Raw genomic sequence first — 25455 nt, 5'->3', positions numbered from 1 at the left:
TCTCATTTGAAAACGATGCATTCATTTTATATTAGTAGTTATTACTATACCTACTAATATAAAAAAAGAAGACCTATAAAGTCAATTGATAATTCTGAAATTTTAACATAAAAGAAAAAGCCTTCTTATGAAAGGCATTTTCTACATAGTATTCCACTTATTTTAACAGCAAAGTATTTAATGAAGTCCCCTCTAAATGTTCACGCAAAGTTGAACCTGTATATTCTTCCCTAAATACACCCGCCTTCACAAATAACGGAATAACTTCACTAAAGAATAGATCCAATGATTTCTGAGGCCCACCTGGAATTGCAATAAATCCATCTAGTGCTCCTGCTTCAAATCTTTCCATAATTTTCCTGAATACATCTTGTGGTGTACCAATCGCAACCCAATGAGCAGAACCAACAACTTCTGGTCGTTCTAGTATTTGTTCAACAGTTGGTTCATTTTTAATGATGAAATTCCGTAATAATTCGGCATGTGTTTTACTGCGTACAGTTTGCTCTCTACTTGGCAACATATCTTCCTTTATCTTACTTTCTAGTGGAATTCCTCTAGCATCTAATCCGAGTACCATTTCAAGTAAAGCCAATCTCTTCTCCATTGTGAGATGTTGATGAGCTTGCCTATGCATCTCTAGCGCTTCTTCATATGTATCACCGATAAAGAAATACAATCCAGGTAATACCCGTATATCATCTTGCTTTCGGCCATGCTTTTCTGCTCTTCTTCTTAAATTTTGACGAAGTTCGATTCCTGATTCTATATCTGGCATCGCGGCGAAAATCGCATCCGCAACAGAAGCAGCGAAATTCCGGCCAGCCTCTGAAGCACCCGCTTGAAATAATGGCATTTCTCCTGAAATATGCTGCGGAATATTAAGTGGTCCTTTCACCTCAAAGTATTCACCACTGTGCTCAATAGGCTTTACCATCTCTCTAATGACTTCAGTGTTATCTACTTTCAAAACTTCATAAGGATGGCTTCTCCAAAGTTTCCTTACTAACTCTGTACATTCGGCAGCTTTCGCATATCGTTCCTCAGATGGCGGCATCCCTGTCTCACCAAAGTTTTCTGCACCATCAATGGATGTGACAATATTCCAACCTACTCGGCCATTACTAATCCAATTTAAAGATTGTAATTGCCTCGCAAGTATGTATGGTGGATAAAACGATGTGGAGGCAGTCGTAACCACTCCAATTTTTTCTGTTGCATACGCAATAGCAGTAAATAATAATGTCGGATCTAACATTACATTCCCCTTATTACGAGCGATTAAATCCGGGTGCGCCACTAAATAATCTGCTTTAAAAACAAAATCTAACTTAGCCTCTTCTGCCTGTAGTGCCAACTCTACTTGTTCATCTATCCCTGAATTAAACATACTCTCTTGTTCTTTCTTTCTAGAAATTAAACATAATCCAATGCAAAGTTTCTTTTTAGTAGACATAAATACACCTTCCCCTTCGTTTTTAATTCACCTAGTTAAACAATTGATACGACCATCACAACTTCCATTCTTATTAAACAACATAAAATGATAATGATTATCATTTTATGTTGTAACTGTAATAAAAGCAACAAAAAAAAGACTCCCCTTAACGGGAAGTCTCCTTTATCTCAATATTTCATTCGCTTCTTTTTCATAAATTTTATCAAATGAAGTCATAATACGCTGAGATGCTTGAATCATTTTTTGACTCGACATAAGATCTGCCATCTCTTTCGTCATATCTACATTTGAATTTTCTAGCATATGATTTTTTACTATTCCTGTTCCGTTCGGTAAATTAGCAATATTTCCTTCTGCTAGTGTAAAGCTTTTGTTTTCACGCTGCACGAGACGAGCATTTGTTTCTGCATCTACTGTTTTTGTTTGCAAACGGGCAATATTATTCTGTGTTACTTCATCATATAATGTACCATCTGCTTGTACAGCAACCTTTGCTCCTTCTGGAATACGAATACGCTCATTATTCTCTCCCATTACGAAAGCACCTGAAGATGTTTGCAAATAACGATCACTATTTAATGTGAAGCTTCCGTCTCTCGTTAAAAACGTTTCATCATTTTTAGATGTAACGAAAAATGATGATGTGACTGCCGCACCGTCATCTAAAAAGAAATCTGTAGCACTATTTGTAATTTGTACATTTCCTTGTACTAAGTTCACATGTGTCGCAGCTGGTACTACAGCGTAATCGACCGAACCGATATTTGTCACAGCCCCATCTCCGCGGCGATATGTGTCTTGTACATCAAATACTTTAGAAGTCATATTTTCTGCTTTAAATCCTGTCGTTTGGGCATTTGCAACGTTATTCGAATGAACATTAATACGCTGCATGTAATTCATCATTCCCATAGAACCTATATAAAGACCGTTCATATTCCTTTGAATAAGGCAACCACCTTATTCTTCACCTCTTTTCTTACGATGTTTGTAACATTTGCTTCGCTAAATGTTCAGCTGTAGCGATATGTATATGTTGCTTTACGTCTTGTCCGTCTGTCATTAATACAATTGGAGCTGATGAAACTGCTGGAATTTTCAACAATTCGCCACTACTTGCTGTTTCATCAAATTTCGTAAACACGATACCATCTATATGAATATCTTTAAAGTTCGTAATAATTTCAATCATATCTTTACTTTTCATAGAAGCTGATAACGTTAAACAAATATAATCTGGTTCTACTTGTCCCATCGTTTCAATCATTTCTTCTACTGTATCTGACGTACGATAATTTTTTCCGGCTGTATCTATTAAAATATAATCGACGCGTGCTTCTTCTTTAAAATACGTAAGTGCTCTTGTCATTGCCGCTTCATCACGCACAGCGATTACTTCTGATCCAATTGTCTTTACGTAATCTTGCAGTTGCTGTACTGTCCCAATGCGAGAGTGATCCGTCGTAATAAAGCCAACCGTTTTTTTCTTACCGTGAAATTGCCATGCCATTTTCGCAAGCGTCGTCGTTTTCCCAACGCCAGTTGGACCGATTAATGCAATTGTTTGTACTTCTTTTTCAAATACATTTTCAGTGTTGAAGTGAGATCTCATATCTTCCAATATATACCCGATTACTTCCTCTTCTGTAATCATCGTTGCATTTTCAAACTTCACTTTTAACTTTTCAGCATATGCATGAATGAAATATTGTTCTACATCGTTTTGTTCTAGCATCCGAATTACTTTTTGAATAATAAACGGTACAGATTCTTGATTTTCTTTCTTTGCAACTACTTCTTTTTTCTTCGCCGGAACGACTTGTTTTACAACTTTTTGCTTTTTCGTTACTTTCGTTTCTTCCGTCTGTTTCACCACGACGATTCCTTTTTCAAACAGCTTTAATAGTTTCTCTTTTTTTCTTGCCCATTCTTCACTATTTCCTGTTTGCATTGCCGCGTATGACATAGAAGTCGTTACGTTTTCTAAATTGTGCAGTACTGATTGAATTCCATTCGCCTTCACAATTTGTTCTGAAGGATCATTCACAACATCCATTAATTGTTCATGAAATTGTGCTGTTCCTTCATTCACTTCTTCCTGTTTATCCTCTGGAAAAGCAACCAACATTTCATAATCCTTTTTCCAAAAAAACGGGATATTTCGTTTTACACTTTCATCGACAACGTAATAATAATCTGTACCATATTGGTCAAATAACTTTCGATACAATTCATTTTTCGAAGCTGCTTTTATTCGCATTAACGCTTCTTTCTTTTCTGTACTTTCCATTACTTCACCCCCTACTATTCAATATAGGCAATTTGATCTACAACAATTTCTGGTGCTAATTCGCTAATACACAGTACTTGTGCTTCCACTTGATAACGTTCTAGCAGTCTTACAATCGCAAATCTGAAATCTTTTCTACGCGTTAATAACACTGGCTCTCTTCCCATTAAACGGGCTTGTTTAAAGACGCGCTGTACTTGCTCAATGACACGTGTTTCTAAATCTAAATCCCAGTTTAATAAGTAACCTTGATAGGAATTGTTCACAACATCCGCATCTAGCTCTATTGAATCAGAGAAAAGCGCCGCATAAATTTTCCCGTCCGGATTTTTCGCATTTTCACAAATAACTTTTGAAATACATTCACGGACGAATGCCGTTACACCATCAACATGATTTTGATACACTTCTTTCCCGTCAATAATACCTTCAATAATCGTTGGTAAATCACGGATTGAAATACCTTCTTTTAGAAGTTGTTTAATAACATTTTGAACGAGTGATAAATCGATTTCTTTCTTCTTAATCTCTTCTAATAAAACGCCATTATCATTTTCAAGCGAGTTAATTAAGTCTTTCACATGTTGACGCTGAATTAACTCATGAAGATTACGTCTAACGACAACATCTAAATGTGTAATTAATATACTAAGTGGCTCTAACACTTGATAGCCTTTCATTTGCGCATCTTGCACCATATGCTCTAAGATCCAATATCCATCTTCACCGAAGATTGGATCTTTCGCTGGTTCTGCATCTAGATCAGCCATTACGTTCGGTGTTTTTAGTGCTAATAAATAACCTGATTTTAAAACACCTTCAGCCGCCTTCGCACCTTTAATACGAATAATGTAACGACCACGTGGTCTAAAACTCGTATTATCTTTAAAGTTAATGCCAGGAACGTTAATACCAAGGTCAGTAATAATCGATTTCCTCATAAGAACAACTTTATCACGAGCTGTTTCCCCATTAATTTTCTGCTTTACAAGTGCCGCTAAATCTAAACCGAGTTCTACAATAATTGGATATTTATCTGTAAAGACTCCAAATGAATCTTCCACTTGTTGTAATTGCTCATCCTCGCCTTGAATCATTTCTAATTCTTTTTGGAGCTCGTCTTCTTTCTCTTTCTTTATTCGCTTTTTATTGCGAATTCCTAAGAAGATAATTGTTCCACCAACGAGAGCAAACGGTAGGAATGGTAGCGGAGTAAAAATACCCATTGCGATAAACAAACCACCGAGCGCATATACAACAACTTCATGCGCTAATAACTCTTTAAAGATTCCTTCTGTTACCGTATCCGGTGAACCATCAAATACACGCGTTACGATAATACCTGTTGAAATCGCAAGCATTAACGAACCGATTTGGTTTACAATTCCGTCACCGACAGTTAACTGTGTATAATGAAGAGCCGCATCTGCAAAGCTCATTCCTTGCTGCATCATTCCGACAATTAAACCGAAGATGATATTTACGAATAAAATGACAATCCCGAAAATAACGTCCCCTTTAATGAACTTCCCGGCACCATCCATCGCCCCGTAAAACTCTGTTTCCATATTTAATTTTTTTCGTTTTGCTTGTGCATCTTTTTCTGAAATAATTCGCTGGTTTAAATCCGCATCGATAGACATTTGTTTCCCTGGTAAAGAATCAAGTGTAAAACGAGCTGCTACTTCAGCGGTACGAGATGCACCGTTTGCAACGATAAACTGGAAAATGATTAATACGATAAAAATAACGATACCAATTAATAAGTTTCCGCCAATTACGAACTGACCGAACTCCTCAATAACATGACCCGCATTTCCGTCTGTTAAAATCGCTCGCGTCGTCGAAACGTTAATCGATACGCGGAAAATCCCGATTAATAACAACATCGTCGGAAATGACTTTAATTCATCCCACTCGTTAATACTTGTCGCTCGCATATAAATAAGTACTGACATACTTAGTAGAAAAACGATAACGATATCAAGTACAAATGGTGGAAGTGGAATTAGGAGCGCCACAACGAATGACGCTGCTAAAAAGATAGAAAAATAGGTTCTTGCAGAATCCATCTTAAACAAAGAGATCCCCTCCAAACGCGCTATTATACTTCAAGTTCATTCGTTTGAATTAAATAGCGCATAACTTCAATTACAGCTACGTATAAATCTTCTGGAATCGTCTCATCTTCCTCGACTTGATAATATAAAGAACGAGCGAGCGGACGGTTTTCCACCATCGGTATTTCTTGTTCACGGGCAAGCGTTCGTATGTATAATGCGAGCTCATCTTCCCCTTTTGCAACGACAATTGGCGCCGCATCAACTTGTTTATTGTAACGAAGTACGACTGAAATATGCGTCGGATTATTTACAATAAACGTTGCACCATCCATCTTTTTCGCAATGGTCCCTTGCAAGATGGCATGCATAAAGTTTTTTCGTTTTCCCTTTACTTGTGGGTCCCCTTCATTATCTTTATGCTCTTGTTTTACTTCTTCTTTTTTCATCTTAATATCTTGCTCGTACTCCCACTTTTGATAAATGAAATCAATAATGGAAAGAACGATTAAAATAATTAAAATAGCTAAAAAGATAAATTTAATTTGCCTAATAATTTCAGTAAGTGACGCAGTCCAGTTAAATCCAATCATACTCACGATCTTCTCTAAGTTCTTTTTAAAAAGAACGTACGCAACGTAACCGATTAATCCCATATAAAACAGTGATTTCAAAATATCTACTAAACTTTTACGACTAAACAGTCTCGTAAAATAGTTTTTCGGATTAATACGTGATGCTTTCGGCTTAATGACTTTAGAAGAAAATAAGAAACCGACTTGAATCATATAATTGAATAAATGAAAAGCATATACGAGTATTAATATAGGAACCGATACTTTTAATAGCAAAATCCCCATTAAATAAAAATACTCGGTCGAATCTGTATTTTTTCCGATTTGATCAAACAGCACCGCTACGGAATTGGCAATCTCATAACCGAGCCAATCCCCAAAGAAATAAACGACAACTGCTAATACGAGAATGGAAAATAAATTATTTAAATCTTTACTCCGGGCAATATTCCCTTCTTCACGCGATTTTTTACGCTTCTGCGGGGTGGCCTTTTCTGTTTTATTATCCTTTGCCATACGCGTCCCCCTACTTCGTTAAGAAAAAGTTAAATAGTGTCGTATACTCTTCCAGTAATACATCTGTCATATTTTTAAACACATAACCGAGCATCGGTACGCTCATCGCAATAAATAAAATACCACATGTAATTTTAATCACGTACGCATTCATAAAAACGTTTAATTGCGGTGCATTTTTTGCGATTAAAATAAGAACAAAATTAATAATGAATAAGCTGCCCATAAGCGGCAAAGCAATTTCGACCGCTGATGTAATCGCAAATAATAACGTTGCGAGTAGACTATCTAAAAAACTAGTCGTCAACAATTTTGAAATCGCCTCTGTATATTGAAACGACTTTAAAATCGTGGCAACGAAATAGTTAATGCCACCAAGTGAAATAAAAATAATGAGAAAAAATATATCAAAAATTGTTGATAGTAAAGTAGACTGTGATCCTGCATTTACATCAAACAAACTAGCCTGTGATAAACCGATATCAAAGTCTAAAATATGTCCGGCCATTTTCGGAATATTCCACAGCATTTCTACAATTTTTGCAAGGGATACTCCAATTACAATTTGCGTTGCTGCATAAGCTGCGACTTCCCAAACTGTCTTTATGTGAGAGACATCAACTTGATCGGCCACTGTAATCGAAAGACCAAGCCCAAATGTAACCTTTGCCATTGCAGGAATCGATCGCCCTGAAAAGAACGGTAAAAAATATAAAAATGAAGTAATACGGCAAAACGCAAAAAACGTCGCCGCCCATAATTCCATATTCATTCAGTTCACCTATCTTAGTACGAACGCAATAGCGACGGAATTTTATCAAATAAATCTAAAATAAGCGTCGTTAACTCTTGAAACATCCACGGACCTAAAATGATAATAACGAGCACAATACTCGCCATTTTCGGTAAAAACGTCAGCGTTTGCTCTTGAATTTGCATCATCGCCATAATGACAGCGATGATAATAACGACAATCATACTTACACCGGCAACCGGCATTAAAATCATAACCCCTTTATAAAAAAAGGTTTGAAAAATATCTATAATTGGTGACGTATTCATTTATATGACTCCTATCACATAGCATCAAACGCTTCAGGCGACCGTTTTAAACATGATATCGACGATTTTTGTATATCCACCTAAATATACGAAAACGAGTATTTTAAACGGTAAACTTAAAATCATCGGCGGTACCATCATCATCCCGAGGTACATTAAAAGTGTACTAATAATTAAATCAATAAAAACAAACGCTAAATAAATGAACATCCCCGTCAATAATCCTTTTTGAATTTGCGTTAACGTAAAGGATGGTACGAGCGTAAATAACGAAAGATCTTTCAAATCTTTCGGCAACTCTTCACCACGTACTTTCAGCATCATTTTTAAATCATGCTTATATGTATGTTTCGCCATATAATCTTTCATAATCGGAGCTGTCGTCTCCGCAGCTTGACTTACTGTTATTTGTTCTTTCGTCATCGGATCCCACACATCACTCTTTAACTGACCTAACACCGGTTGCATCGTAAATAGTGATAAAAACAAAGCAAGTCCAACAAGCACTTGGTTTGGTGGTAAGTTCATTACCCCAAGTCCTTGACGAGTTATTCCAAGAACGATCATAAAATAAGTAAAATGCGTAAATAAAAGAACGATAGAAGAAGATAATGATAGAAGGGTAACGAGTGCAAATAACTGTACACTTGAATTACTCGTAAACTCTTTTCCATTTTCGAAATTAATAAAACCGTTCGGGGCTGCATACGCTGGATTTACAAAAATAATTGAAAAAACGATAGAAAATACGAAAATAACGGCTAATAATGATAACTGTTTCTTTATTCTCATGATGGATCCTCTACTTTTTTCGTTTCACTCTTCACCGCGTCTTCTAGCGCTTGTTGAAACTGATTTCCTGTTCCTGTTAATTGCACAGACTGCACACCGTTATTACTAATAACAGTGAATACTTGCTTGCCATCCACTTCAAATAAAAAAGCACTCGTTTGATGGTTTAAATATACACCGTCTTTTACTTGAATATGGCCATTTTCACCTTGCTTAAAAAACTGCTGTTTGCGCGTCTTTTTCGTCATATAATATGCACCGTAACCGAGCGCACCAAACAGTAAAACGACTTGAAATAAGGTCGTCATATACGACATATGACTCCTCCTCTACTCTTTATCTTGCATTTGACTTTGCGCCTTCATAAGCGCAGCTTGCTTCTTATCAGCTTCAATTTCAGAAATAATAATGCCGAACTTCTCGTCCATTACGATTGCTTCACCGATGCCGACCTTCATATTACTTAAATACACATCTACTTTATGTCCTAAGTTTTTCTCTACTTCAAGAACATCGCCAACTTTTAACTGCTTCACATCACCGAGCGTAATAGATGACTTCCCAAGCTTTACACCAAGTTCAATCGAAATATCTGAAACAGTATCTATATGTGCTTTACTCACTTCATTTCGTTTTCCTGCAAAATCTTCTAATCCCATTAAGGACACAGGAGATACTTCATGCTTCATATGGATCCTCCTACTCTACAAAACTTTTAAATAGGAGCGCCTTACGCGTTCCATCTTTCCCAATAAAACAATTAAATTTATGCTTTCCATCTACATAACCAAGTAATTCATCCGAAACTTTCGTATGAAGCGGAATAATATCGCCTTCTTCAATTTGTTCAATCTCACTCATTGTCATTTTCTGCTCACCAATCGCAACGTGAACAGGTTTGTACACTTGATTTACTTTCACTTCCACTTCAGACGTATACTTTTTACGTTTATCTGAAGAATGTTCGACAATATTTTCAGACGTTAACTTATCCATAATTTCTTCAACAGATAAGAACGGAATCCCGATACGCACCGTCGTATTCCAAAAATCTGTTTTCATATTTACGTTTAGTAACGAAATTATATCGCTCGCTGTCGTAATCTTTAATGCATTCGGATCTGTTTCCGTCGTTACAAACTTCGGTTCAATCGCAACAACACTTTCAAATGATTGCTCTAAATTTTTACAAAGAAGCAAGAATATATTATCGAGCGTTAAAAACTCAAACGCCGTTAGCGGTCTGCGCATCGTAAAGTTACGCTTACTATCCCCGCCAAGCCAACATTCATGAATATAAATAACAAATGCTAAATCAATCTCAATAACAATTTCTCCAAGCTCTGGTAAACCGAGATCAATTACGCAATATAAATAATAATCTTTCGGCATTTTCTCCACATACTCACTCGTAAATGGAACTTGCTCAACTGTTGAAGGCTCTAGCTCAATCGGAATACGCATACGCGCTGACAACGTCTGTGACGTCTGTTTTCCGAACGTAGAAGCAATCGTTTGCAAACTACGTAAATGCTCAACACCGAACTTCTCTGGTCTATTAAAATCATACTCTTGAAATTTCTCTTGCTTCCCTGCTTCTTGTGCAAAAGCTGGCATTTCCTCGCCTTCATTTACCGCCTTCAGCAGGGCATCAATTTGCTCTTGGCTTAATTTTTCGCCACTCATGACAATCCCCTTCCCTACCTTTTCAATTCAACGATTTCAACGTACATCTTCCCATTCTTCGTCAAAATCTTTCCGGTTCCAATCTCTTCATTCTCAAGCATAAGACGCACCGTATTTTTCGTTGAATTTTCAAGACGATACAATGTACCTTTCGTAATATGAAGCAGATCTTCAATTTTCTTTTTCGTATTTCCGATTTCAAAATAAATTGTTAACGGAATATCATCTTGTAATTTCAAATCTAGCCAACTCCCATATCATGTTCACGAAAATTTCATGTTCTCTCTATATATGAAATTTCTTATCTTGAAACGTCGATATTTAATATTTTTTTAATATATCCTTGCGTTTCTTTAAACGGTGGTACGCCTCCGTACTTTCTCACATTACCAGGACCAGCATTATATGAAGCAAGCGCCAATACTAAGTCGCCGTTATTTTTCTTTAAATAACCGCTTAACTCTTTCACGCCGCCTTCAATACTTTCAGCTGGTGAAAATGGATTCTTCACACCCATCTCCTTCACATTCGCTGGCATAAGTTGCATAAGTCCCATCGCCCCTGCATGTGACACCGTTTTCGGATTAAAATTAGACTCCACTTCAATCATTTTTTGAATTAACGTTTTCGGAATTCCATATGTACGGCTAACGCGATCAATAATATCCTCATACTTCCCTTCATTGGAAGAACGTATTTTTTGAATATTATACTTCTTCGTTAATTCCCACGTATCAACAGCCTCATTTTTCGTTTCTGGGAAACGTCGTTCAAACTCTTTTTGCGCGACTTGCACTTCATCTGCTTTCTTCGTTTCAGCCTTTTCTTCAGGCTTACTCACTTCCTCTACCTTATGAATAGATTGTTCCGGCTGACTCATATCTTCTATATTTGCCGGCTGCGTAGTACCCTTTGTCTCCTTCGCAGGTTCACTCTGCAACTTCTCTTGAAAACGACTACTAACGAATGCTTGTGGACTACTTAGCTTTTGCTGAATTTGTCCTTTCTTATATGCAAGCACTTCTTTTACTATATTTCCAACTACCATAATATCACCTTTTCAGTAAACAAAGATAATCTAATATTAGAGTTTTTTTTTAAAGTTTGCAATAATCCTTTTAATAATTATGTAATAAAAAAATGAATATATTGTTAAACTGTTATTTTTTTATATTTATTAATTCGAATTTTTAGTTGACACCCGCTATGACAGGGATTACAATAAATCTCGAAATTGATTTTTTCGCATATTACCGTTTTTCAATTTGCAGAAAAGTCAATATAAAAAAATGGGGGTTCTTAACATGAGAATTAATACAAACATTAACAGCATGCGTACACAAGAGTACATGCGCCAAAACCAAGACAAAATGAATACAGCTATGAATCGTTTATCAAGCGGTAAATCAATCAACAGTGCGGCTGACGATGCTGCAGGTCTAGCAATCGCTACTCGTATGCGTGCAAAAGAAGGCGGCTTAAACGTTGGTGCTCGTAACACACAAGACGCTATGTCTGCTTTACGTACTGGCGACGCTGCATTAGGTTCAGTTTCAAACATCTTACTTCGTATGCGTGACCTTGCAACACAAGCATCAAGCGGTACTAATAACGATAACGATATCGCATCTATGAACAAAGAGTATAAAGCATTAAAAGAGGAAATTGATCATATTGCTGAAAAAACAAATTTCAACGGTAACGCATTTTTAGATGGTGCTAGTGGTAAGAATATCACGATTCAACTTTCTGATGTTTCAGGAGATACAATGGAAATCGCAGCTATCGATACAAAAGCTTTAACAACTGGTACATTAGCTACAGATTTAGATGCTACATCTGCACCAACTGAAATCACAGCTCTTGATACTGCTATTCAAGAAATTGCTGACGCAAAAGCAACTTTTGGTTCTCAATTAAACCGTTTAGATCATAACTTAAACAACGTAACTAGCCAAGCAACAAATATGGCAGCTGCTGCTTCTCAAATCGAAGACGCTGACATGGCGAAAGAAATGTCTGCAATGACTAAGTTCAAAATCTTAAACGAAGCTGGTATCAGCATGCTTTCTCAAGCAAACCAAACTCCACAAATGGTGTCTAAATTATTACAATAAGCCATTTGAGTTAACTTCAAAAATAAACCTCTCTGCTTGCGGAGGGGTTTATTTTTTCTATATAAATGAATTATTTGTAAAACCTTTCTTTTTTCAGGATAAAAGAGCATTCGCGATGTGTAGAAGCGGTCAGTGCCTATTTTGATTTCCTCTTATGCTAAAACACTAACAGCAACTGAGCATAGACCCTTTTTGCCTTTCTATAGCCGTTTATTAGCTTTAGAACACTGACTATATAAACCTATAAGGAGTGTCTATTATGCATATTGGTACGAATGTTTTGAGTATAAATGCTAGGCAGTCGTTGTATGAGAATGAGAAACGTATGAATGTTACGATGGAGCATTTGGCGACTGGTAAGAAGTTGAATAACGCTCCCGCTAATGTTGCAATTGTGACTCGTATGCATGCGAGGACGACTGGTATGCGCGCTGCAATTCGTAATAAAGAGGATGCGATATCGATGCTTCGCATGGCAGAAGCTGCCCTTCAAACTGTTACGAATATTTTACAGCGTATGCGTGATTTAGCTGTTCAATCCGTGAACAGTACAAATTCAAATAAAAACCGTGATGCGCTGAATAAAGAGTTTCAATCTTTAACAGAGCAAATTGGCTATATTGGTGAGACAAATGAGTTTAATGATTTATCTGCATTTGACGGACAAAGTCGTACTGTTACGTTAGATGATATTGGTCATACAGTACATATGTCGAAACATATTCCCCCTTCCCCTACACAACATGACATCAACATTTCAACAGAACAAGAAGCAAGAGCGGCAATTCGTAAAATTGAAGAGGCTTTACAAAATGTATCACATCATCGTGCCGATCTCGGTGCCATGATGAATCGTTTACAGTTTAATAATGAAAATTTAAATAGCCAAAGTATGGCTCTAACAGAGGCATCTTCTCGAATTGAAGATGCGGATATGGTGCAGGAAATGAGCGATTTTTTAAAGTTTAAATTGTTCACTGAAGTTACGCTCAGTAAGGTTTCACAGGCTAATCAAATACCGCAAATGGTTTCTAAATTACTACAATCGTAAACATTCATCTTCTTTTTTTGGAACGATTCCATACAAAATAAAAGGGAAATACATATAAACTATGTATCTCCCTTTTATTTTGTACCCAAATTTTATTACTGCGTTACAGTCATAACCTGTCCACTACGATCAACCATAATTTTCATTTTCCCGTCTTGTGCGTTATATAATCCTAATTTATGCAAATCTTGTTTACATTCTTTTACGAAGACAGGCAATGTGCGAATTTGATCAATATCAGAACTCGTAATGAAATGAATTAAATGATGCGTCATTTCTTTTATATCATGAACAAGCTCTTCCTTTTCACGCTTTAGTCGTTCATTTTCAGCTCGTAATACATGTAATTCGCCTTCGAGACCACGTACGTTCTTTTCATTTTCCGAACGCCCAGCAGCCATGCTTGAAAGCTTATAAATACCTTCCATAAACTGATGGAGTTCATCTTCTTTTCTTTCACTCCATTGACTAATTGTTTCAAAATTATCAACGATACCAGATATAACTGTCACAAGGCTTTTTTCATTCTCTGTATTTTGAACTTCTTTTCTTACTTCTTGCTTGTTTTCTTTTTTTATTTCAACGATTTGTTCTTTTACGGGTGTATATTTTCGCTTTCGTCCTGGTTTTTGTTTTTCAATATTTTCAAACGGTATTTCACGTTTTTTCAATTTATAATACGTATTTTGCAATTGACTTTCTGTTTTCGGAAAAAAATTTAGTTCATTTTTACTTACGTATTTTGAAATATTTAAAATGTTTAAACCGTGACGTTGACAAAATTGATACACTTCATACAGTAACTCTAGCTCAGACTTCAGCCATGTAATAGTTGATTTTTCATATGCTCGCATACCGCCATGTTTTTCTATATCTATTTGGAATAAAACCATTCTATTATATAAATCGACTAACTCTTCATACTCCACTCGAAATTGTTTCTCTATTTTTTTTAATTCCGCTTCTAATTTCATATCATTCATTTTATTATTTGACATGTTTTGTAAAAGTTTTAATACATTGATTGCTGTGTGGTGATACATAATCTGTGCCACTCCCCCTCATTCTTTCACAATTCTCATCTGACTCCCATGTCTTTTAAGAAAATAGCAATTTTTGCATATCCATATTATAACATTTCGAAATTATCTGTCAAATAATTAACATACAAAAAGATATAAAAAATATAAAAAGTATAAAAAGTATAAAATAAGATTCAGCTATTTCATTTATAGAAAAAGCATTCTGCCCTCAAATTTAAATATTTCCGTTTTTTAAAATAACATTTTTATTACTATCTATATTGCTTAACCAAAAACAAGAACGCCAAGAGATCTACATCCTCCTGGCGCTCTCTATTGAACTACTAATTTTTAATATTCTACCCTTTTATTCGCCTATAAAATCTTTTTCTACACGTACACTTTCTTCCTTATTCACGTTTGTTACTGTAATGTATACCTTTCCTGCTTCCTCACCTAATTGAGGAATTTTAACATTTACTGCCGTTTTTGAGTCAGCAACGGTTGCTGATTTCAGCTCGTTACCTTCTTTTACCGCATCATATACTTTGACTACATCTCCTGCTTTTAAGCCTGTCACTCGAACAATATCATCACCAGCATCATTATTTAATACAACAATATTATTTACATTTGGAGCGGCTGTAATTTCTGTATCATATGCTTTCACTGTACGCGTACTTTCTAACTCACCTTTACCTTGTACACTTACGTATACATTTCCTTTTGTTTTTGCATCTTTTGCGATTTGACCAATTTCTACTTTTGCTTCTACCGCATTTTCTCCCACTGTTGCTTTTCCTAGTTCCGTTCCTTTTGTTGCTGCGTCGTATACTTTGACTACGTCGCCTGTTTTAACTCCTGTCACTGTCACTACATCTTTCACACCAGTTTTATTATTCACTACTGTGATTGCCCCCGCCACTGGCGCTTTTGTTACTGTTTCAGTTGCATATTTCACTGCCACACGAGCACTTTCTTCTTTATTTGTTTTTGTCACTGTTACGTACACTGTGCCACCTGTTGCTACGAATAAATCTTTTTTCGTAATTACAGCTTCTGCTTCATCCGCTTTTACTGTTGCTGTTCCGATTTCTTTTCCTTCTGTTGCTGCGTCATATACTTTGACTACATCACCGGCTTCTAACTTACTCACTGTGATTGTATCTTCTTCTCCTGTTGCGTTGTTCGCTGTTTTAATTACTGACGCCGCTGGCGTTACTGTGATTTCTGCATCATATGCTTTCACTGTACGCGTACTTTCTAACTCACCTTTACCTTGTACACTTACGTATACATTTCCTTTTGTTTTTGCATCTTTTGCGATTTGACCAATTTCTACTTTTGCTTCTACCGCATTTTCTCCCACTGTTGCTTTTCCTAGTTCCGTTCCTTTTGTTGCTGCGTCGTATACTTTGACTACGTCGCCTGTTTTAACTCCTGTCACTGTCACTACATCTTTCACACCAGTTTTATTATTCACTACTGTGATTGCTCCTGCCACTGGCGCTTTTGTTACTGGCTCAGCTGCATACTTTACAGCCACACGTGTACTTTCTTCTTTTCCTGCCTTAGTAACTGTTACGTATACTGTACCACCTGTTGCTGTTAATAAATCTGTTTTGGTAATTGTTCCTTCTTTACTATTCTCCCCAACTGTTGCTGTAGCCAATGTCTTCTCTTCTTTAATCGCATTGTATATTTTTACAATATCTCCAGGCTCTAAATTACCAACTGAAATCGTATCTGTATCTCCTGTTTTTTTATTTTCAACCTTAATAGCTGAAGTCGCTGGAGCTATGGATGGATTACCTGCTGCTAAAGCTGTAATAGATGGGGCTGTAGCAGAAATCATCAAAGCTGAACTCACACAAATACTCGTTAAAAATTTAGAATTTTTATTTTTTTTCATTATAATTCCTCCTGTTTTAATAAAACGATAATTAGATAATTAGATAATTGGATATTAACAGGTTATATTATCTTACTTTTTTAAAAAATATGCTAGTAGATTTTTTTATTTTTAAGTACTTTCTCATCATAAAAATATATATTAAAACTGTAACACTTAATTTTAAATATATAAGCCAATCAAATAAGGTAATCAATCATATATATGAATTGACTACCTTACATTTTAAAAAATCCAAATGATTACATATTTTCTTATAAAACTAACTTATCAACAAGACCAATTAATTCTTGAATATCCGGCTTACTTACTTGAGCATTTGCTCCTACAGCTTCACCTTTATGGAATAATTCATTTGTAATTAATGAAGAGAAAATAATGACCGGTAAACGATTCATTATTTCACCATCCTTAACCACTTTCGTTAAATGATGTCCATCCATTTTTGGCATTTCAATATCAGTAATTAGCAAGTGAATGTGTTCAAACATTTTTTCCCCTTGCTCTTTCGCTAATTTTTCAATTTGTGCTAATGCTTCCGCACCATTGCTGAAGAAGTTCATTTTCGTATATCCAGCTGATGATAAAGTTTCTTCTAGTATTTGGCGAAGCATTGCTGAATCTTCTGCAATATAAATAACTTTTTCAGCACGATCTGTTTTTTGTTCTAAGCCTGAAAGTGATTTATTGTCATAACCAGTACCACTAATTTCACATACAATTTTTTCATAATCTAATAGTAAAATGATTTTGCCATCCAGCTTTACAATACCAGATGTCGTTTCTTCTAATCCCATAGATAATGAAGCTGGTTCATCAATTTGTTCCCACGAAATACGTTGAATACGATGCACTTCATCGACGCGGAAAATAACTTTCATTTGGTTTAATTCTGAGATGATAAATTTCGTTTGATCAAGTGGCTTTGTTGATTTTAAATTAAGAGCCGTTGCTAAGTTAATAACAGGTAAAATTTCACCACGTACTTGAACAACACCTTCAACTGCATGATGAGATTCTGGCACAGTTGTAACAGGAAATGGATTAATGATTTCACGTACTTTCATTACATTAATACTAAATAGGTTTTCACCAACAGTATATGTGACAATCTCTAATTCATTTGTTCCACTTTCTAATAAAATACTTTGAGCTTGTGACATAAAGGTGTCGCTCCCCTTCCATTAATTCCGTATATCTAATTATTAAGCTTTATAAAACCGAAAAAGTCAACTACCTATATGAAAAATATAGATAGTCGAACGATTTATTGACGCTTAATCTTGTATAAATGAAGCAAGTGCCTCTAATAACACTTCTTGTGCTCCTACAATTTCTGTCGGCATTGCTTCCCATTTTTTTGAAAGTTCCGTTTCTACTCTCATTCTTAACTCTTGATTCATTTCTTCGAGTACATATTGTTTCGTCGCTATATCAACATCAAGTAACGCGAGTGCATATAGTTCTGGGTCGTTTATTTTTTTAAATAATTGTTTTAATATAGCCGGCGCTATATGTTTTAATTTTTCAATATGAATTTCCTTATCCGAAAATAGTAGCTCATATTGAATAAACGTAACATTTTCTTTAATCACTTTAAAATAGCAATTATTTTTTTTATCATTCACAAAATAACCGTTCGAATCTGCGATAATACTCTCCACTTTACGAATTAGATCTGGCAAACTACTGGCCGCCATTACAGTCCGCTGCTCAACCTCACTCGGCGAAATGAATGTAACGCGATACTTATTCTGCGCCATCCTCCTCACCTCTCCTTTTATAAAAATGTATCAGCACAAACTATTCAAAAGGCACTGGTTCGCTATGAAATGATTATCTTATCTCCAACCATCCCAGTACCTCTTCATAGCACTATTCTTACAACTACAAGCCCCTCAGAACCATAGCTGTTATCTATACTACACTTTGCTTATCTCTTATTAAACTACCTTGCTAACACTTCATACCGCTGTTTCCACAACGTTCGAGCACCCTTATAAGCAACTTATAACCCTACCACATCTCTCAAACCATTAAAAGGGCTTTTAAGGGCTTTTAAGGGCTTTTAAGAGCTTTTAAGTAACTCGATATTATTGAACCAAAACGCAATTTGCTGATCCGTTATTCCTGATAACGTAACAAAAAACTCACGGCACTTCATCTCATCCTTAAACAGTTGATACTTCAAAACTCCATCACTACCAACACTTACGAAATAAAACTCATGAATACGGCCAATGATTGCTTCCTTTTCACCAAATGAATACGGAGGCACTTGCTTAACTTCAAATTGATCCGGTAAATATACATGCTCTTCTCGTTCCATTTTTAACACTTGCTCGGCAAGTTCACGTTTATTTTCGAAAAAAGGCAATTGTAAAATTCGCTCTTGTCTTGTCATACGAATAAAAAACCCTTTCTACTACATTACAAGTTTTCTTTATATTATATTATCGAATTAAGTTTACAACTTCATTTAATACTTCATCTGATACTTTAATTACTTTCGCATTTCCTTGGAATCCACGTTGGTAAAGCATTAAGTCAACGAACTCTACAGATAAATCTACGTTCGCACCTTCTTGTGCGCCACCACGTATTTTACCTGCACCGTTTTGACCAGATGCTCCAAGTGCTAAAATACCTGTTGTATTCGTCGCTGTATAGTTACCATTACCTGTTTTCATTAGACCGCCTTCGTTCGGGAACATCGCAACAGCTAATTGACCAGCAGATTTCATACTTCCATCAGAATATTTTACCATCACATATCCACCGTCAGCAATGAAGCAATCTTTAACCGTCGCCGCTGCTCTACCATCTACGTCTGTTACTGATAATGTTTTATCTGTTGGATGGTTTGTTAAATGACTTAAGTCTAAATTTATAGAGCCGCCATCAAATGGAATATTGGCTCTTTGCTCTTTCGGATTAGGATTTCCAACAGCATCAAATGTCATATTACCACCTGCACCTTGAACATCCTTAAACTCTGTTTCTTTTTTCGAGTCATTACGCATCTGTACTTTATATGTATAATTATGTTCGCTCGTTTGTTTAAACTCTACACGCATTGTCCATGTATTCCCCGCATTATCATATACAGGTAAATCTTGTGTAATTTGTTTTTCACCAGTTGGAATGTTCCCTTTAATTGTCCCTTTCGATGTTCGAATACCACCAATTGCTGTTCCCATTGGAATTTGCAACGGTCCTGGGATTCCAGATAAATCAACTTCACCAGTTGCCTCATTTGCAGGGTATGCAAATACGTATTGACCTTCAGTATTCGTAATATAGTAATCAGAAGATATCCCAAACGTACCTTTACGAGTAAATTCCATATTTCCGCCTTTTGAATCACCTACAACGAAGAAACCATTACCTTCCATTGCTGCTTGTGTTTTGCCACCAGTTAACGTAATTGTACCATCACTATAATCCGTAACCGTACCACTCATTTTCACACCGTTACCAATACTTTTCGGATTCGTTCCTGCGTAATTACCGTCACCTTTTGAACCAATTGAGTTGTTATATAGTAAATCATCGAACATTGCTTTTTGTTTTTTATAACCTACTGTTTGCGCATTGGCAATATTATTTGAAGTTACACTTAATGCATTTTGTGTTGCATTCATTCCTGTAATACTTGTATATAACGCTTTAATCATAACGTATGGACACTCCTTATGAATTTGTAGTTTTTACTTCTTCAGTTGTTTTTTGATCTTCTTTCTTGACATCCTCTGGATTCGTTTCTCCAATCGGTTTATCAGACACTCTCTCAACGAAACGAAGAGATACGACTTTATTATTAATAACGAGCTGTACATCGTTATTCTCTGCAAGGCGAACCGTCTCTACTTGACCAGTTACTTTGTTTCCGTCGCCGTCAACACCTCTTACGTACTTCCCTAAAAACTTCATACCGCCATCAAGCGCTGTCGAATACATCGTCGTTCTTAAAGAGTCAACTGCTTTTGTCATATTTTGCACTTGTTCCATAAGAGATAACTGCGCTGTCTGGTTCATCATTTGATTCATATCCATTGCATTAAATGGATCTTGATGTTGGAAACTTGATAAAAACAATTTTAGGAAATCATCTTTCCCCATTACCCCAGGACTCTTTTGCGCTCCTGCTGAAACTCCGTTTGTTTGTTGAACTGGCGATTGTACACCATTAACAGATGCGTTTTTTGCTTGCGCTCCTGCTTGTAACGGAATATGATTTGTACTCGTTGTATTTAACCCAACTGTTGGCACGCTTTATTCCTCCAATAATCCCGCAAATTCTTTTGATTGTTGTTTCTCATGTTGCGTACTTGCTAATTTCTGCTTTTGCCTTTGTTCTTGTTCTCGCTGTTCTTTACGGTTTTCATCTTTATCCGAATAGCTAATTTGAATATTTATTTCTTTTTCTTTTAACTTTAGCCTCAATTCATCAAAAATGATTTCAACACGTTTTTTTGCATCGTGTTTTTCCATTTCTACATGCACATCAATTTGATCTCCATGCTTTTTCATAAACACAGTTAACGTACCAAATTTTTCTGGATTTAGCTGGAATAAAACACGTTCTTGTTTCACTACAAATTTTTGCAATGCTTCTACTTGCGCTTCCATTTTCTTTCCTAAGTCAGGTAATGTAACCTTCTCAGCGCCACTATTTGATTTTCCGATTTGATCAGTACTCGTCGCCTTATTTAATACCTCCGCACCCGTTGAAATTGAATCGCTTAACGAATCGCCTTCTGGCAACTCTATCTTCACATCATCGCTCTCTGATTTCATAAGGTCTACATCTTTAGACTCTTCTTGTTTCTTTGCAATATTACAAGTTTCTGTCTCTACAACTTTCAAAGCCTGCATCGTTTGTTCTGGCATCTTCACTTTGTCTAACACCATTTGCATTGTATCTTCTAAACATATAGCATTTTTAATATTCATATTTGAAAGGAGCTCTTGTAATTGTTGTAATTCACCTGCGGGTAATTCGTTAAGTTTTATATTTCCATATTCTTTATACAGCTCTTGTATTTTTTGTATGTATTGATATAACAATTCTGGCTGCACACGTAATTGCTCAATTGCAACCATTTGCTCAGATACAGCTAATAACAACTGTTCTGTCTCTTTTTTTTCTTCTTTCTTTACAATTGGTTCTTCTTTCGTTACCGATGGTTTAGAAAGATTATATTCTTTTTCCTCTTCTTTTGGTGCTTCTTCTCGTTTCGTTTTCTCCGTTTTCGGCTGCTGTTTATTTTCCATTCTCAACGTACGATCGAATGAAGAATTTTCATTTTTCGATTGTATTTCTAGCCCTTTTTCTTTTTGCGGAGGTAAACTTTGTTGCACCGGTAATACAGACTGTATCACTACATTCACCTCATCCATTCATACACATTTTTAAATCAAGAAGCATTTTTTCTTCTAGCTTTTCTTGCACTTTTGCAAGCTTCTTACAATCTTCTTGATACATTTCATCAATGACACGTTCTTTTTCTTTTACTTGTTCTAAAAGGCTTTCATTTTTTTGAATAAAACCTTCTGTTTTTTTAATTTTTCGATTCCATTCTTCTATTCTTTCAGGTGAAAACGTATGTGACGAAAGCATGCCAGCCATAATACGTTGACCAGTTTGTACGACTTTGCTACGTGACTTCACAACATATAAATCATATTCTTTTTTTTGTTCTATTTTTCTTTTTTCAGCTGTTAATTCATACACTTCTTTTAAAATATGTTCTTTTTCTTGATTTATTTGCAATTTTATCGTGTCGTACTGCTGTTTATCCACCTGTTTTCATAGCCCCTTCCTATTATAACGCTCTCTTTTTCTATTATATAGTTTTTTTCCAAAAAAATCTGTGAAATATTAAAAAACAAAAAAATAAGGCCTCCGCGTACGAGGCCTTATACTATATGGTGTATCGCTTGAACGATATCATCAAATTGGTAACTATCCGATCGACCTTGCTTTAAAAACGTATTTATATCTTCTACTTTATTTTTACATTCAAAAATATAAGCATTTTCTTCATTTTCTTGAATCGTCCCTAATTTAAAGTACAATTCATTTTCTTTATAAATAGATAAGATTTTTCTCATTTCATTTGCAAGTTGCCAATGGTTAGGCGACACAATTTCTTCCATAATCCTACTTACTGAATCTAACACTGAAATGGCAGGATAATGACTAAGCGTAGCAAGCTCACGCTTTAATACAATATGTCCATCTAAAATACCACGTGCTAAATCTGGTACAGGACCGTTTAAATCGTCACCATCAACGAGTACGGTATAAATTCCTGTTATAGATCCTTTTTGTGTTTTCCCAGATCGCTCTAACAGCTTCTTCATATAACTTTCCATTAACAGTGTTTTGCCACCAATCGGTAACTCTTTCACTGCAATATCAACACTTCTGCGCGCATCAGCAAAACGAGTAACTGAATCCATCATGAGTAGTACGTTGTTGCCTTGATCACGGAAGTATTCAGCAACAGATGTTGCAAGCTTTGCCGCGCGAAGTTGCATAAGGTGACTTTCATCTGACGTCGCCACAACAACAACGCTTTTCCTCATTCCTTCCTCGCCTAATTCTTTTCGAATAAAGTCTTTTACTTCTCGGCCACGTTCTCCTACTAAACTAATAACGTTAATATCAGCCTTGGCGTTTTTCGCAATCATTCCAAGTAAAGTAGATTTCCCAACACCTGATCCAGCAAAAATACCAATCTTTTGACCGATACCAATTGTTAACATAGAATCAATGGACTTTATTCCCGTTTCAAATACATCAGTAATCTCTTCACGCTCAAATGCATGGATAGGGGGGGCATCTAATTTTATTTTCTGTAGTGGAATATTTTCAGCGTTCTCATTTAACACTTCACCATTCGCACTTAACACCTTTCCAAGTAGATGATCACCACGAGGTACAATAACATCTTCCGCAATTAATGTAACTGAATCCCCATAACATACTTTTTCTGTCTGTCCAAATGGGAGTAACATATTATTCTCTTTTTCAATCGCAATTACTTCACATAAAACATTATGTTCTCCAACGAAACAAACATCGCCAATTTTTGCTTTCGGTCCTTTCGCTACGAAAAACTGTTCTTGTACACTATGAACTTTACCAATTTTCGTATAAAACGGTGTTTCGATAAACGTATTCCACTTATTCTGTTCATTTATGAGCTTGTTGTTCATACATTTTGCTCCTCAAACAACTTCTCTTCTTCCCATTTCTGACGAAGTTTCGCAAATATAGGTGCAAATTTAAATTCAAAAAACTCTTTCTCTTCCTCCAAAACAAATTCACCGAACTGCAGGGAGAAATCATATTTCCATTCTACTAATTGTAGTAACCAATACTCTTTCGTATTTTCCTTCTCTTCTTGAATACGTTCAAACGTTTCTGGATGTACTGTTATTATTAATTTTTCAAATGAAGTAGGCAACGTTTGAACGATGCCAGTTAAAATTGGTAACACATCAAGTAATCGCGAATCTACCGCTTGGTTTACAATTTTTTCTGCTAGATGAAAAGATTGATCCCACAATAACTCTGTCCATTCGTATGCTGTTTCTTGTTGTTCTTTTTGAAACTGCATACGTGCTGCTTTCATCTGTTCCATTTGTTCATGAATATGCATTTGAAATTGTTCTTTATCTTGTACTAGCTGCTGACGCTCTCGTTCTAGCATTTGCTGCCCTTGTCTTAACTGATTCATTTCCATATGTAATGATTCTTGCTGAGCGCGAAGCTCTGCATGATCAGCTTGTAATTCTTCCTCTTCTATTTGGACTGAAACTGGTTTTGGAAATTGTAATTCATACGTTTCTTCAGAAAAAGAAACAGAATTCTTCGGAATTCTGTTTTTAAATAAGGACATCCCCTTCACCTCTTTGAACGATAATTCTTCCTTCTTTTTCTAGCTTTTTAACTGTACCTGTAATCGTTTGCTGCGCTTTTTCAGCATCCGTCATCTTAAGCGGTCCTAAGCCATCTAATTCTTCTAGAATCATCTCTTTACGGTTTGAAGACATACATGTAAATAATTTCTCTTTAATTTCTTCTTTTGCAATTTTAAGTGCTTTCGCAAGAACACCGTTATCTGTAATTTCTTCCAATACACGGCGAAGCGCAAGATCTTCAAGACCAAGTAAATCTTCAAAGACAAACATATTTTCTTTAATTTTCTCAGATAACTCATAATCGACTTCATCCAGCTTTTGAAAGACTGTTTTTTCAACACCTCGTGAAACATTATTTAAAATGTTCACGATCGTTTTCAAGCCATCAGTTTTATTAATTGCACTAAATGCCATATTATTTAATTTCGTTTTTAACAACTCACCAATTTGATTAATTAATTCACCATCAACTTGTTCTAGTTTTGCAATACCCATTACCGTCTCTACTCGTTTATGATCTGGTAATCTCTCAATTAATTGAGAAGCAAGTTGCGGTTTAATGTAAGAAGCGATTATTGCAATCGTCTGTGGTGATTCATCATTGAGCACTGTAAGAAGTGGTTCTAAATCTGTAAGTGAATTTAAGAACTCAAACGGATTATCTTTGTTATACCAAAGATCTTCCAATAATTTTTCCAGCTCGTCTTCTGGCATGTTTTTAAATATGCGACGAATGTACTCTTTATCTGGAGTGACTAAGTTCAATTCTTTTACATTTAATTCATACAAGAACTCCCCTAGCACATTTTCTAACGTTTCTGGTTTATATACACGAAACTTCGCAATTTCACGAAGTAATACTTCTTTTTCCTCAGCTGTCATATATTCAATGACTTTTGCTGCCACCCCTTCGTCTAATGTACGAATGAGGATGGCAGCTTTTTCTTTGGAGGAGATTTCATCTAACATCGTTGTTCC

Annotated in this window: 27 protein-coding genes; 2 read left to right on the top strand and 25 right to left on the bottom strand. The window is 35.9% G+C overall.

Annotated elements, in window-relative coordinates; genetic code table 11:
* Nucleotides 1–157: 157 nt before the first annotated feature.
* From DPQ31_RS08445 to DPQ31_RS08385, 13 genes are all read right to left on the bottom strand, one after another.
* Nucleotides 158–1456, bottom strand: coding sequence for an NtaA/DmoA family FMN-dependent monooxygenase (locus DPQ31_RS08445; RefSeq protein WP_208731774.1), 1299 nt, complete (start codon nucleotides 1454–1456; stop codon nucleotides 158–160).
* Nucleotides 1457–1621: 165 nt separating this feature from the next.
* Entirely contained in the window at nucleotides 1622–2395 is a 774-nt protein-coding gene (locus DPQ31_RS08440; protein ID WP_208731773.1) for a flagellar basal-body rod protein FlgG, read from the bottom strand.
* A 43-nt stretch (nucleotides 2396–2438) separates the two neighbouring features.
* Nucleotides 2439–3749 carry a flagellar biosynthesis GTPase FlhF gene (flhF, locus tag DPQ31_RS08435; protein ID WP_000446160.1) on the bottom strand — a complete coding sequence of 437 codons (1311 nt, stop codon included), beginning with the start codon at nucleotides 3747–3749 and terminating at the stop codon, nucleotides 2439–2441.
* Between the two features lie 14 nt (nucleotides 3750–3763).
* Nucleotides 3764–5830 (bottom strand): flagellar biosynthesis protein FlhA, encoded by a 2067-nt coding sequence (flhA, locus tag DPQ31_RS08430; protein ID WP_000475628.1) that lies wholly within the window; start codon nucleotides 5828–5830, stop codon nucleotides 3764–3766.
* Nucleotides 5831–5853: 23 nt separating this feature from the next.
* Complete coding sequence (gene flhB, locus DPQ31_RS08425) at nucleotides 5854–6900, bottom strand: flagellar type III secretion system protein FlhB (protein WP_208731772.1); 1047 nt, start codon at nucleotides 6898–6900, stop codon at nucleotides 5854–5856.
* Nucleotides 6901–6910: 10 nt separating this feature from the next.
* Nucleotides 6911–7672, bottom strand: a complete 762-nt coding sequence (locus DPQ31_RS08420; protein ID WP_098054877.1) for a flagellar biosynthetic protein FliR — start codon at nucleotides 7670–7672, stop codon at nucleotides 6911–6913.
* A 14-nt stretch (nucleotides 7673–7686) separates the two neighbouring features.
* The gene (locus tag DPQ31_RS08415) at nucleotides 7687–7962 is read right to left on the bottom strand and encodes a flagellar biosynthetic protein FliQ (protein WP_001098085.1); all 276 of its coding nucleotides are present in this window, start codon (nucleotides 7960–7962) and stop codon (nucleotides 7687–7689) included.
* A gap of 33 nt (nucleotides 7963–7995) precedes the next feature.
* Nucleotides 7996–8754, bottom strand: coding sequence for a flagellar type III secretion system pore protein FliP (locus DPQ31_RS08410; protein ID WP_001220583.1), 759 nt, complete (start codon nucleotides 8752–8754; stop codon nucleotides 7996–7998).
* Nucleotides 8751–9071 (bottom strand): hypothetical protein, encoded by a 321-nt coding sequence (locus DPQ31_RS08405; protein WP_000121176.1) that lies wholly within the window; start codon nucleotides 9069–9071, stop codon nucleotides 8751–8753. Before DPQ31_RS08405 ends, DPQ31_RS08410 begins: the two co-directional genes overlap by 4 nt.
* A gap of 12 nt (nucleotides 9072–9083) precedes the next feature.
* Nucleotides 9084–9443 carry a flagellar motor switch protein FliN gene (gene fliN, locus DPQ31_RS08400; protein WP_000680016.1) on the bottom strand — a complete coding sequence of 120 codons (360 nt, stop codon included), beginning with the start codon at nucleotides 9441–9443 and terminating at the stop codon, nucleotides 9084–9086.
* Between the two features lie 10 nt (nucleotides 9444–9453).
* Nucleotides 9454–10440 (bottom strand): flagellar motor switch protein FliM, encoded by a 987-nt coding sequence (gene fliM, locus DPQ31_RS08395; protein WP_208731771.1) that lies wholly within the window; start codon nucleotides 10438–10440, stop codon nucleotides 9454–9456.
* A gap of 14 nt (nucleotides 10441–10454) precedes the next feature.
* Nucleotides 10455–10679: a flagellar motor switch protein FliN gene (locus tag DPQ31_RS08390; RefSeq protein ID WP_000775712.1), complete on the bottom strand. Its 225-nt coding sequence runs from the start codon at nucleotides 10677–10679 to the stop codon at nucleotides 10455–10457.
* 62 nt (nucleotides 10680–10741) lie between these two features.
* Nucleotides 10742–11488: a lytic transglycosylase domain-containing protein gene (locus DPQ31_RS08385; RefSeq protein ID WP_208731770.1), complete on the bottom strand. Its 747-nt coding sequence runs from the start codon at nucleotides 11486–11488 to the stop codon at nucleotides 10742–10744.
* A gap of 256 nt (nucleotides 11489–11744) precedes the next feature.
* On the opposite strand from DPQ31_RS08385, the gene DPQ31_RS08380 reads away from it, so the two are divergent.
* Nucleotides 11745–12557 carry a flagellin N-terminal helical domain-containing protein gene (locus tag DPQ31_RS08380; RefSeq protein ID WP_098688501.1) on the top strand — a complete coding sequence of 271 codons (813 nt, stop codon included), beginning with the start codon at nucleotides 11745–11747 and terminating at the stop codon, nucleotides 12555–12557.
* A 259-nt stretch (nucleotides 12558–12816) separates the two neighbouring features.
* Entirely contained in the window at nucleotides 12817–13608 is a 792-nt protein-coding gene (locus DPQ31_RS08375; protein WP_208731769.1) for a flagellin N-terminal helical domain-containing protein, read from the top strand.
* Between the two features lie 95 nt (nucleotides 13609–13703).
* On the opposite strand, the gene DPQ31_RS08370 is transcribed toward DPQ31_RS08375, so the two are convergent.
* The 12 genes from DPQ31_RS08370 to fliG form a co-directional block, all read right to left on the bottom strand.
* A complete protein-coding gene (locus tag DPQ31_RS08370) occupies nucleotides 13704–14651 on the bottom strand; it encodes a DNA-binding domain-containing protein (protein ID WP_208732086.1) in 948 nt (315 codons plus the stop codon).
* Between the two features lie 346 nt (nucleotides 14652–14997).
* The gene (locus DPQ31_RS29265) at nucleotides 14998–16542 is read right to left on the bottom strand and encodes a hypothetical protein (protein WP_261797510.1); all 1545 of its coding nucleotides are present in this window, start codon (nucleotides 16540–16542) and stop codon (nucleotides 14998–15000) included.
* Nucleotides 16543–16796: 254 nt separating this feature from the next.
* Nucleotides 16797–17705, bottom strand: a complete 909-nt coding sequence (locus tag DPQ31_RS08360) for a chemotaxis protein (RefSeq protein WP_000075949.1) — start codon at nucleotides 17703–17705, stop codon at nucleotides 16797–16799.
* A gap of 114 nt (nucleotides 17706–17819) precedes the next feature.
* Nucleotides 17820–18305: a hypothetical protein gene (locus tag DPQ31_RS08355; protein WP_000068323.1), complete on the bottom strand. Its 486-nt coding sequence runs from the start codon at nucleotides 18303–18305 to the stop codon at nucleotides 17820–17822.
* A 305-nt stretch (nucleotides 18306–18610) separates the two neighbouring features.
* On the bottom strand, nucleotides 18611–18946 hold the full coding sequence (locus DPQ31_RS08350) for a DUF3964 family protein (RefSeq protein WP_199632288.1): 336 nt from the start codon (nucleotides 18944–18946) through the stop codon (nucleotides 18611–18613).
* A 49-nt stretch (nucleotides 18947–18995) separates the two neighbouring features.
* Nucleotides 18996–20219 (bottom strand): flagellar hook protein FlgE, encoded by a 1224-nt coding sequence (locus tag DPQ31_RS08345; RefSeq protein WP_199632289.1) that lies wholly within the window; start codon nucleotides 20217–20219, stop codon nucleotides 18996–18998.
* Nucleotides 20220–20235: 16 nt separating this feature from the next.
* On the bottom strand, nucleotides 20236–20814 hold the full coding sequence (locus tag DPQ31_RS08340; RefSeq protein WP_199632290.1) for a flagellar hook assembly protein FlgD: 579 nt from the start codon (nucleotides 20812–20814) through the stop codon (nucleotides 20236–20238).
* A gap of 3 nt (nucleotides 20815–20817) precedes the next feature.
* Nucleotides 20818–21927 carry a flagellar hook-length control protein FliK gene (locus DPQ31_RS08335; RefSeq protein ID WP_199632291.1) on the bottom strand — a complete coding sequence of 370 codons (1110 nt, stop codon included), beginning with the start codon at nucleotides 21925–21927 and terminating at the stop codon, nucleotides 20818–20820.
* Nucleotides 21928–21937: 10 nt separating this feature from the next.
* The gene (locus DPQ31_RS08330) at nucleotides 21938–22348 is read right to left on the bottom strand and encodes a hypothetical protein (protein ID WP_000360857.1); all 411 of its coding nucleotides are present in this window, start codon (nucleotides 22346–22348) and stop codon (nucleotides 21938–21940) included.
* Between the two features lie 116 nt (nucleotides 22349–22464).
* The gene (gene fliI, locus DPQ31_RS08325; protein WP_208731768.1) at nucleotides 22465–23769 is read right to left on the bottom strand and encodes a flagellar protein export ATPase FliI; all 1305 of its coding nucleotides are present in this window, start codon (nucleotides 23767–23769) and stop codon (nucleotides 22465–22467) included.
* Complete coding sequence (locus tag DPQ31_RS08320) at nucleotides 23766–24455, bottom strand: FliH/SctL family protein (protein WP_199632293.1); 690 nt, start codon at nucleotides 24453–24455, stop codon at nucleotides 23766–23768. Before DPQ31_RS08320 ends, fliI begins: the two co-directional genes overlap by 4 nt.
* The gene (fliG, locus tag DPQ31_RS08315; protein WP_000883357.1) at nucleotides 24442–25446 is read right to left on the bottom strand and encodes a flagellar motor switch protein FliG; all 1005 of its coding nucleotides are present in this window, start codon (nucleotides 25444–25446) and stop codon (nucleotides 24442–24444) included. Before fliG ends, DPQ31_RS08320 begins: the two co-directional genes overlap by 14 nt.
* Between the last annotated feature and the right edge of the window lie 9 nt (nucleotides 25447–25455).

It is taken from the genome of Bacillus sp. COPE52 (assembly GCF_003355115.1).
GTDB lineage: Bacteria > Bacillota > Bacilli > Bacillales > Bacillaceae_G > Bacillus_A > Bacillus_A toyonensis.
This window is presented reverse-complemented; position numbering and strand designations above follow the sequence as displayed.